General features: G+C 70.8%; 8 protein-coding genes. 5 read left to right on the forward strand and 3 right to left on the reverse strand.

The window, feature by feature from the left end; all coding sequences use genetic code 11:
* Positions 1 to 32 precede the first annotated feature (32 nt).
* On the reverse strand, positions 33 to 764 hold the full coding sequence (locus tag ACFO0C_RS25085; RefSeq protein WP_378069082.1) for a peptidase: 732 nt from the start codon (positions 762 to 764) through the stop codon (positions 33 to 35).
* A gap of 2 nt (positions 765 to 766) precedes the next feature.
* Positions 767 to 2008: a VWA domain-containing protein gene (locus ACFO0C_RS25090; RefSeq protein WP_378069083.1), complete on the reverse strand. Its 1242-nt coding sequence runs from the start codon at positions 2006 to 2008 to the stop codon at positions 767 to 769.
* Positions 2009 to 2189: 181 nt separating this feature from the next.
* Here ACFO0C_RS25090 and ACFO0C_RS25095 point away from each other — a divergent pair, with 181 nt between their 5' ends.
* The 3 genes from ACFO0C_RS25095 to ACFO0C_RS25105 are packed head-to-tail and all read left to right on the forward strand — an operon-like array spanning position 2190 to position 5919.
* Positions 2190 to 3245 carry a serine/threonine-protein kinase gene (locus ACFO0C_RS25095; protein WP_378069084.1) on the forward strand — a complete coding sequence of 352 codons (1056 nt, stop codon included), beginning with the start codon at positions 2190 to 2192 and terminating at the stop codon, positions 3243 to 3245.
* Positions 3242 to 4312 (forward strand): hypothetical protein, encoded by a 1071-nt coding sequence (locus ACFO0C_RS25100; protein ID WP_378069085.1) that lies wholly within the window; start codon positions 3242 to 3244, stop codon positions 4310 to 4312. The genes ACFO0C_RS25095 and ACFO0C_RS25100 overlap by 4 nt, the downstream gene beginning before the upstream one ends.
* The gene (locus ACFO0C_RS25105) at positions 4309 to 5919 is read left to right on the forward strand and encodes a substrate-binding domain-containing protein (protein WP_378069086.1); all 1611 of its coding nucleotides are present in this window, start codon (positions 4309 to 4311) and stop codon (positions 5917 to 5919) included. Before ACFO0C_RS25100 ends, ACFO0C_RS25105 begins: the two co-directional genes overlap by 4 nt.
* On the opposite strand, the gene ACFO0C_RS25110 is transcribed toward ACFO0C_RS25105, so the two are convergent.
* Positions 5920 to 7086, reverse strand: a complete 1167-nt coding sequence (locus ACFO0C_RS25110) for an acyl-CoA dehydrogenase family protein (protein ID WP_378069087.1) — start codon at positions 7084 to 7086, stop codon at positions 5920 to 5922.
* A 65-nt stretch (positions 7087 to 7151) separates the two neighbouring features.
* On the opposite strand from ACFO0C_RS25110, the gene ACFO0C_RS25115 reads away from it, so the two are divergent.
* Positions 7152 to 8150 (forward strand): polyprenyl synthetase family protein, encoded by a 999-nt coding sequence (locus ACFO0C_RS25115; protein WP_378069088.1) that lies wholly within the window; start codon positions 7152 to 7154, stop codon positions 8148 to 8150.
* A 74-nt stretch (positions 8151 to 8224) separates the two neighbouring features.
* Positions 8225 to 9922, forward strand: a complete 1698-nt coding sequence (locus tag ACFO0C_RS25120; protein ID WP_378069089.1) for a putative Ig domain-containing protein — start codon at positions 8225 to 8227, stop codon at positions 9920 to 9922.
* Positions 9923 to 9941: the final 19 nt, after the last annotated feature.

The raw sequence follows: 9941 nt of genomic DNA on the forward strand, positions 1-9941 counted from the left end.
GGGGGCCGTCCATCAGACGGCCCCCGATTCCTCTACACGCGCCGGCGACGGGTCCAGGAGAAGCCGACCAGGCCGGCGAGGGCGGCCAGCCCGCCGCCGCTCGCCGTCCAGATCCAGCGGGACGAGAAGTCCGGAATCCAGCCGAAGGAGAACGATTCCGTGTCCTCGTCCGCAACGGCGGGCGGCGGCGTCGTGAGGACCTCGCCGGGGCGGTTGTCCGGGACCAGCGGGGCGGCCAGCGAACCCTGGTCAGCCCCGGTGTCACCGGTCGGCGCGGTGAGCTTCAGGTTCACCTCGACCGGCAGTCCCAGGTCCTTCTCCGGCAGCTCGGTGCTGGACAGCCGCACGTAGTACGTGCCGGGCAGCGGATCGCCGTCCCACGGCTCGGCCCACGAGCGGACCTGCCGCAGCCGGCAGCCGAGCGTCACCGACGTGGCCGACGTCTCGGCGACCGGGCTCTGCTCGCCGCCGACGCAGGCCTGCCGGCGGCGCAGACCGTCGAAGACCTCGACGGTCCACGCGTGCGACCCGGTGCGGCCCTCGGCGGGCAGCTTCACGTCGATGGCGAGTTCCGGCCGCTGCCCGGCGGTGGCCGGGAACTGCCAGTACAGGTAGTCACCGGTCACGGCGGAGACCTTGACCGGCTGTTCCGCGGAGATCGGCACCGCGGTCAGGTAGGACGTGCCGGCGGTGCTGACCAGCGGAGCCGGGCCGGCGGACGGATCAGCGAGAAGAAGAGCCGCTGCGAGTACGAGCTGCTGCATGATCAGTTCTCCTTCCACTTGGCGACCCACCAGCGGGTCAGCCAACCGGCCAGCACCCCGGCGATCAGACCGGCGATGACGAGCACGAAGAGCAGCAGGAATCCGCTGCCGAGCCCCGGAGCGTCCGGAGCCTGGGAGGCGGCGACCAGGCCGATGGTGAGTTCGACGGGCATGCCAGGAGCGCCGGCCGCGGTGGCCGAGGCGAACGAGTTGCTCACGATCAGGCAGATGTCCGAGGTCGCCGAGAGCGCCGGTTCCTCGTCACCGGACCAGCGCAGACCGGCCGAGATCACGTCGGCGCGGCCGCTGCCCGCGTCCACGCCGCGGACCAGTTCCCGGCCGTCCACGGTGGCCGCCTTGACCAGCACGCCGTAGTCCCGGTTCAGCGGCCGGTCCAGGGCGATGCTGACCGAGGCCCGCAGTTCGTCGCCGTCACGGACCGACACCCGGTAGAACCGGTGCTCGCCGATCAGTTCCCGATCGGTGTAGACGCCGGCGGCCAGCAGGGGCGCGGTCTCGCAGTCCCGCGCGCCCTCGACCACGGCCGGGGTGACCGGCGGTGGCTGGGCGGCCCGGTCGACGAGCTGCTTGATCCGGTCGGTCAGCTCCTCCTCGCTCTGCGCCGCGGCATAGGTGCCGCCGGTCGCCTGGGAGATGCAGACCAGCTGCTTGCGGGTCTTCTCGTCGGGTGCCAGGCCGAGCGTGTCGACGACCAGGTCGGTGCCCTGGGCGGCCAGTTCCCGGGCCACGTCGCACGGGTCGGGCGGGGTGCAGGTGTCCTCGCCGTCGGTGATCAGGACGATCCGGCGGGCCGCTCCGGCGCCGTCCAGGTCCTTCGCGGCCTCGCGCAGGGACAGCCCGATCGGGGTGAATCCGGTCGGCTTGAGGGTGGCGATGGCGTTCTTGGCGGCGACCCGGTTGACCGGCCCGACCGCCACGATCTGCTGGGTGTCCTTGCACCCGAGCTTCTTGTTGTCGCCGCCGTAGGTCGCGCCGAGTACCCGGATGCCGAGCTGGGTGGTCTCCGGCAGGGCGTCGACGACCTCGTTGAAGGCGCGCTTGGCGACCGTCATCCGGGTCTCGCCGTCGATGTCGTCGGCCTTCATCGAGCCGCTGACGTCGAGGACCAGCTCCACGACGGGGGGTTCGGGGGCGGTCTCGTCAGCGTGCGCGGGGGAGGCGCCGGGAACGGCGACCGCGATCAATCCTATTGCTGCCACTATGGACAGTTTTCTGTGGATCACGCGGCAAGATCATAAACATACTTCACTCGTACGGGTCTCTCGGGGCGGCGCGACCCGGGAATGAACGTGTGATGAACAGCTCGGTCGGGTCGGAGCTTTGGCGGGCATTTGCGGCGGTTTCTGGCAGGTCAGACGGTCGTACTATCCGGTCCCGAGCACGTCAGAGCCGTCCGGAGTGGAAATGCCCGAGGAGACCGGCCGCTATCAGAAGATCACGCTCCTGGGAAAGGGCGGGATGGGTGAGGTGTGGGAGGCGCTCGACGCCCATACCGGCCGCACCGTGGCTCTCAAGCTGCTCACCTCCGCCGCGCTGCTCGACCCGGAGCTGCGGGAACGCTTCCTGCGGGAGATGCGCCTCGCCGCCGAGATCGAGAACCCCTACGTGGTCGCCGTCTACGACTTCGCCGCGACGCCCCAGCCGTACATCGCGATGCGCCTGATCCGTGGCATCACCCTGGCCGAGGAGATCCGGATCGCCCCGCTGAACCCGGCCCGGGCCGTCGACATCGTCCAGCAGGTCGCGTCCGCGCTGGCCGCCGCACACGCCAAGGGCCTGCGGCACCGTGACGTGAAACCGTCCAACATCATGCTGGAGCGCGGGCACCGGCAGGGGCACGATCACGCGTACCTCTTCGACTGGGGTATCGCCCACCGGATCGACACGGCCGACCCGGAGATCACCCGGGGTGGGCAGATCGTGGGCACGCCGTCCTACATCGCCCCGGAACGCCTGCTCGGCACCCAGTCGGACCATCGCGCCGACATCTACTCGCTGGCCGTCGTGCTCTACCAGGCGCTGACCGGGAAGCTGCCGTTCGGCGAGACCGGCATGCCGTTCCCGCTGCGGGCGCACCTCTTCGACCCGCCCCGTGGCCTGCCGCCGACGATCCCGGCCGAGCTGCGCCGGGTGGTCGGGAAGGGCCTGGCCAAAGAGCCCGATCAGCGGTACGCGAGTGCCGCCGACTTCGGGGAGGAGGCCTGGGCCGCGCTGAACCCGGCGAGCGCCGAACCGTCCCGGCTGTCCCGCCGTGACGTGTCCTGGCCGGCCGGCGGCGGCGTGCTCGGCGCGGCGGCCGGGGTGGCGCTGGCCTCGGCCGGCCTGCTCGACACCACGTCCGCGCTGTGGGCCCTGCCCGCACTCACCGCGGCCGGCGCCTTCCTCGGCTGGGGCGTCCGCCCCGGCGCCACCGCGAAGGACGACACCACCCGCATGATCGACCGGGGAGTGACCCGATGAGACTCCGCCTGCTCGCCGTCGTCGTGGCGGTGCTGCTCATCCTCGCCGTGGTCTGGCGGGTGACCCGCCCGGGCGAGACCGCGGCCGGGACGTGTTCCACGAATCCGGCCGAGGTGACCGGCATCGTCGGCTCGGAGAAGGAGACGTTCCTCAAGGACCCGCGGGTCGTCGACGTGTTCCGGTGCGCCGGGTTCATGCTGCGCATCGACGGCGACGGCTCCCGGGACATGGTGAACCGGGTCGGGTCCGGATACGACTTCGCGTTCCCGTCCAGCACCCCGACCGCCGAGAAGATCATGCAGACGCGGGGGATCGCCGAGTCGTACAAGCCGTTCTCCTCGGTGATGGGCGTGGCCACCTGGCAGCCGACGGTCGACGTGCTGCGCCGGGCCGGGGTGGTGGAGACGGTGAAGGACCGCGACGTCGTCTCGATCCGGCGGCTCGTCGAGATGTCCGGGCAGGGCACCACCTGGAAGAAGATCAACCAGAGCTCGCCCAACGGCAACGTGGTGATGCTGCGGACCACCGACCCGGCCGACTCCAACTCGGCCATCATGTTCCTCTCCATCGCGTCGGCCGTGCTCAACGACGACCGGCCGGTCAGCGGGGCGGACACGCTGCCGAAGCTGATGCCCGGCCTCTGCCGGCTCGTCCTCGACCAGGGCACCAAACCGAACACCAGCGGCGTGCTCTTCGAGGAGTACCTGACCGGCGGCGCCGAGCGGATCCCGATGGCGCTGGTCTACGAGTCGCAGTTCCTGGACACCGTCTCCGCCCAGAAGGTGCCCGGCGGCGGTGACCACGTGCTGCTCTTCCCCAACCCGACCGTCTACGCCTGGCACACCGTCGTGCCGCTCACCCCGGCCGGCAGCGCCGTCGGCAAGCTGCTCCGCGACGACGAGACCCTCAAGGACATCGCCGCCGAGTACGGCTTCCGCCCGCAGGGCCGCACCCTGGCCGACCGGCCCAATCCGCCGGTGGTCGTCGAACCGCCCGACTACCAGGTGCTCGAGATGATGCTCGACCGGCTGGCCGAGCAGCGGAAGGCCGCACAGTGCCCGAGGTGAGACGTGTCCTGGCGGCCCTGATCGCGGTGACGGTCCTGGCCGGCTGCACGGTGGAGAAGGCTCCGCCGCCGCTTCCGGTCCGCTCCGGTCCGCCGGTGACGCTGCGGGTCCTCGCCGGTAGCGAGCTCGCCGACATGCAGCCGGTCCTCGACGAGGCGGCGAAGGCGACCGGCGTCTCGGTGACGATGGATCTGATCGGCAGTCTGGAGGGTGCCGAGACGGTCGCCACCGGACGAGCCGACGGGAGGTACGACGCCCTGTGGTTCTCCTCCAACCGGTACCTGGAGACGCTGCCCGAGGCGAAACAGCGGCTCGGCAACGCCGCCCGGATCATGGGCTCGCCGGTGGTCCTCGGTGTCCGGCCGGCCACCGCCCAGCGGCTCGGCTGGACCGGGGGCGCCGTCACCTGGACGGACATCGCGGCCGTGGCGGGCCGGGGCGAGCTGACGTTCGCGATGACCGACCCGGCCGCGTCCAACACCGGATTCTCGGCGCTGGTCGCGGTCGCCTCGGCGCTCGACGGCAGCGGCCGTGCCCTCGACGCGGCCGCCATCGACCGGGTGGCCGCCCCGCTCACCGCCTTCTTCAGTGGCCAGCGGATCACCGCCGGGTCGTCCGGCTGGCTCACCGACGCCTTCACCGGCCGGATGACCGGCACCGATCCCGGTCCCGCGGTGGACGGGCTGATCACCTACGAGGCCTCGCTGCTGGGGCTGAACGCGTCCGGGCGGCTGCCCGAGCAGCTCACCGTGATCCGGCCCGGGGACGGCGTGGTCAGCGCCGACTATCCGCTGACCCTGATGACCGGCGCCTCGACCGGTGCCCGGGACGCGCACGAGCGGCTCGCCGCCTACCTGCGTGGCGCCGCCGTCCAGGACCGGATCGTGCGGGAGACGTGGCGGCGGCCCGCCGTCACCGGCGTCACGCTGCCCGCCGAGCTGCCGGCCGCCCCGGCGGAACTGTCCTTCCCGGACACCCGGGAGGCGATCGACGCGTTGCTCACCGCCTACCAGGACCGGCTGCGGCGGCCGTCGCGGACGGTCTACGTGCTGGACGTCTCCGGCTCGATGAAGGGCGACCGGATCCGCCAGCTGAAGACCGCGCTCGCCGGGCTGACCGGCCTGAACACGTCACTGACCGGGGAGTCCTGCCGGTTCCGCAGCCGCGAGGAGGTGGTGCTGCTGCCGTTCAGCTCGAAACCGGCGGCCGCACAGCGCTTCACCGTGGACGCCACCGACCCGCGGCCGTCCCGGGAACGGATGCGGGCCGCTGTCGGCCGGCTGTCCGCCGGGGGTGACACCGCGGTGTACGACTCGCTGGCCGCCGCCTACCGGGAGCTGGACGGGGCCGCTGACACCAACCGGTTCACGAGCATCGTGCTGATGACCGACGGCGAGAGCAACCGCGGCCGTGCCCTCGCTGACCTGCTCACCGTGGTGAAGCGGCGACCGGCGAACGCCGAGCCGGTGCCGGTCTTCCCGGTCCTCTTCGGTGAGGCCGCCGAGTCGCAGATGCGCCAGGTCGCCGAGGCCACCGGCGGTGAGCTGTGGGACGCCCGCGGCGGTGACCTGACCAGGGCGTTCTGCCAGATCCGGGGTTATCAGTGACTACTTGAAAGCGGCGTGCCCGGTGAGCGCCTGGCCGATCACCAGCGTGTGGATCTCCGACGTGCCCTCGTAGGTGAGGACCGACTCGAGGTTGTTGGCGTGCCGCAGCGGTGAGTACTCCAGGGTGATGCCGCTGCCGCCGAGGATGGTCCGGCACTCCCGGGCGATCGCCAGCGCCGTCCGGACGTTGTTGAGCTTGCCGACGCTGATCTGGTGCGGCTTGATCGTGCCGGCGTCCTTGAGGCGGCCCAGGTGCAGGGCGAGCAGCGCCGACGTGTTGAGATCGACTGCCATGTCGGCCAGTTTGCCCTGGGTGAGCTGGAAGGCGGCGATCGGCTTGCCGAACTGCACCCGCGTCCTCGCGTAGTCGACGGCGGTCCGCACACAGTCCAGCGCCGCCCCGGCCGCCCCGAAGACGATGCCGAAGCGGGCCTCACCCAGGCAGCTCAGCGGTGCACCGAGACCCTGCGCCCCGGGCAGCCGCGCCGAGTCGGGCAGCCGCACGTCGTCGAAGCTGAGCTCGCCGGTGATCGAGGCACGCAGCGACAGCTTCTTCTTGATCGTCCGGGAGGTGAAGCCGGGCGTGCCCTTGGGGACCAGAAAACCCCGGAACCCCTCTTCGGTACGGGCCCAGACGGTCGCCACGTCGGCGATGCTGCCGTTGGTGATCCACATCTTGGAGCCGTTGAGGATCCAGTCGTCCCCGTCGCGAACCGCCCGGGTGCGCATGTTCGCCGGGTCGCTGCCGAAATCGGGCTCGGTGAGGCCGAAACACCCGATCGCCTCACCGGCGGCCATCCGGGGCAGCCACTCCTGCTTCTGCTCCTCCGACCCGTACCGCCAGATCGAGAACATCGCGAGCGAACCCTGCACCGACACGAAGCTGCGCAGCCCCGAGTCGCCGGCCTCCAGCTCCAGGCAGGCCAGGCCGTAGGCGACCGCGCTCGTCCCGGCGCACCCGTAGCCGTCCAGATGCATGCCGAGAACACCGAGTTTCCCCAGCTCGGGGGCGAGCTCGCGGGGGAACGTGCCGGCCTCGAACCAGTCCGCCACGTGCGGGCGGACGTGCTCCGACACGAACCGCGCCACCGTCTCGCGGATCTGCCGTTCCTCGTCGCTGAGCAGGCTGTCGATGTCGAGCAGATCGAGCGGGTCGGTGAGGGTCATGGTTCCGATTCTGCACCGCCGGGCTCGTCAGGGTTCTCCCAGACCGGTGATCTAGCCTCTTGATCATGGCGGCCTCGATACCTGGACTCAACGACCTCGTCGATCCGGACGTCCGTGACCGGGTCGCGGAGTTCCTGGCCGGCGTCGAGGGCGCGCTGCTGGCTGCGGTGACCAGTCCCGACCCGCTGATCGACGAGGCCGCCGCGCACCTGGTGCGGGCCGGCGGCAAACGGTTCCGCCCGCTGACCGTCTCGCTCTGCGCGCAGCTCGGCGACCCGTCCCGGCCCGAGCTGCTGACCGCCGCCGTGATGATGGAGCTGACCCACCTGGGCACGCTCTACCACGACGACGTGATGGACGAGGCGCCGCTGCGGCGGGGCGCGGCCAGTGCCAACTCGCGGTGGAGCAACCGGATCGCGGTCTACGTGGGTGACTTCCTGCTGGCCCGGGCCGCGGGCATGGCCGCGGCCCTCGGCCCGGAGGCGGTCCGGCTCCAGGCGAGCACCCTGTCCCAGCTGGTCCGCGGGCAGCTGGCGGAGACCGTCGGCCCGCGCGGCGGCGACCCGATCCGTCACCACCTGCAGGTCGTCGAGGACAAGACGGCCTCGCTGATCGCCACCTCGGCCCGGTTCGGCGGCCTCTTCTCCGGGCTGCCCGAGCACCACGTGTCGACGCTCGCCGAGTACGGAACCGCGATCGGTATCGCCTTCCAGCTCTCCGACGACCTGCTCGACATCGCCTCGGAGACCGCGCAGTCCGGCAAGACGCCCGGCACCGATCTGCGGGAGGGTGTGCCCACCCTGCCGGTGCTCTACGTGTTGTCCGACCCTTCGTCCGGCAGCCCCCGTCTGCGGGAACTCCTGTCGAAAGGCCCCCTGACCGACGATGAGGAGCACGCTGAGGCGCTCGGCCTGCTGCGCGAGTCGGCGGCGCTGAAGCAGGCACGGGAGACCGTGCACGGTTACGCGGAGGCGGCCCGGCGCAGCGCCGGCACGCTGCCCGCAGGTCCGGCCCGCAAGGCGCTCGAACAGCTCTGCCACTACATCGGCGAACGAACGGGCTGAGTTCCCTTCACTCCCTCGGCCGCATGCCGATGGAGGCTGTGCCAATTCTCTGGAAGAGCACAGCTGGGAGTGAGATGCGACGCGAAGACGAGGGCTTCACCATCGTCGAGCTCATCGTCGCCTTGGCGGTCTTGAGTGTCGCCATGGCGGGCCTGGGCGTGTTCTTCGTGGACGGCACGACCGCCGTCTCACAGCAACGCGACGAGCGACAGGCGTCCCAGGTGGCCGCCACCGCGCTGGAGCAGATCCGGGCCCTGGAGGCCAAGGCGCTGCTCGTGGGCCGCGGCAAGGACAACGTGGCGGCGCAGTGGAAGTACGGCACCGACACCAGCCCCTTCCGGGAGCGGCTCAAGCCGTACCTGAAGAGCATGCAGATGGAGTGGTCCGCCGACGCCGCCACCACCGCCGGTGACGACGCGGCCATCCCGACCAAGTCCAAGACGGTGACCGTCGGCGGGATCACCTTCGAGCAGACGATCTTCGTGGGCGGCTGCGAGGTGTACTACATGACCACCGACGCGTGCGTCGACCCGGCGTCGGTCGCCAAGCGGCCCGCCGACACGACCACGATCCTGCAGTACTTCCGGGTCGTCGTCATGGAGACGTGGCCGCACAAGAGCTGCTCGGACACCGGTGGGCGGTGTGCGTACATCGCCTCGACCCTCGTCTCGCGCACCGCCGAGCCGATCTTCGACGTCAAGCGCCCGTCGCCGGTCGTCCGGGACCTCACCCTCAACCCGGTTCCGGTCTTCTACAACGGCGTCACCATGGCGAACCCGTTCCAGTTCAAGGCCACCGGCGGCACGCTGCCGAACACCTGGACGTTCACCGGCCTGCCGCCCGGCATCACCGGCTCCAAGGACGGCCTGCTCAGCGGCAAGGCCACCAAGGTCGGCACCTACTCCGGCGGCACCGCCGTCGTCACCGACGCCTCCAGCCGCTCGGACACCCTCAGCGGCATCACCTACCGGGTGGTCGATCCGCCGACCCTGACCTTCGCGTCGGCACCGCGCAGCCACGTCAACGAGGCCGTCACCATCCAGCCGACGGCGGCCGGCGGTGACACCACCGGTACCCCGAAGTACACCTTCACCGCGACGGGGCTGCCCACCGGGATGGCCATCGACGGGACGACCGGTGCGATCACCGGCAAGGCTCCGGCGACATACACGGCGACGGTACGGGTGACCGACGTCAACGGTGCCTACGCCGAGACCACCTACACCCACACCGTCTACCCCGACCTGCAGCTGGTGAAGCCGGCCGACCAGAAGGTGAACGCCGGAACCGCGGTCAACGCCACGGTGTCCGCCTCGGGTGGCTACGGCACCTACACCTACGGGGCCACCAACCTGCCGACCGGCGTCACGATCAACACGAGCACCGGCAAGATCACCGGCACCGCGCTCATCCCCGGGCGCTACCTGCCGACGGTGAGTGTGACCGACGGCCTGGGCCTGACGAAGAGTGACCGGTTCGAGCTGGTCATCTCCACCACTACGGCGCTGGCCTTCTCCTCACCCACCTCGGAGATGACGTCCTCGGTGAACCAGTCGGTGTCGGTCCCGATCACCACCAACGCCACGACCCTCGGCAACAAGGGCACCACGATCACCGTGGTCGGGCTGCCACCCGGCCTGAAGTACAACAGCGGCAAGGACACCATCACCGGTACGCCGACGACCGCGGGCACCTACCTGGTCACCCTGACGGCGGTCAGTGTGACGCCGGCGCAGACCGCGATCACCACGTTCGTCTGGACCATCGCATGAAACTTTTCGGAAGGGGGAG

Origin of the sequence: Actinoplanes subglobosus (assembly GCF_042650585.1) — a bacterium.
Classification (GTDB): domain Bacteria; phylum Actinomycetota; class Actinomycetes; order Mycobacteriales; family Micromonosporaceae; genus Actinoplanes; species Actinoplanes subglobosus.

Bases quoted from the DNA above. Each gene is read 5' to 3' on its own strand.
- ACFO0C_RS25085 (WP_378069082.1), bottom strand. From the start codon at position 764: ATGCAGCAGCTCGTACTCGCAGCGGCTCTTCTTCTCGCTGATCCGTCC.
- ACFO0C_RS25095 (WP_378069084.1), top strand. From the start codon at position 2,190: ATGCCCGAGGAGACCGGCCGCTATCAGAAGATCACGCTCCTGGGAAAG.
- ACFO0C_RS25100 (WP_378069085.1), top strand. From the start codon at position 3,242: ATGAGACTCCGCCTGCTCGCCGTCGTCGTGGCGGTGCTGCTCATCCTC.
- ACFO0C_RS25110 (WP_378069087.1), bottom strand. From the start codon at position 7,086: ATGACCCTCACCGACCCGCTCGATCTGCTCGACATCGACAGCCTGCTC.
- ACFO0C_RS25115 (WP_378069088.1), top strand. From the start codon at position 7,152: ATGGCGGCCTCGATACCTGGACTCAACGACCTCGTCGATCCGGACGTC.
- ACFO0C_RS25120 (WP_378069089.1), top strand. From the start codon at position 8,225: ATGCGACGCGAAGACGAGGGCTTCACCATCGTCGAGCTCATCGTCGCC.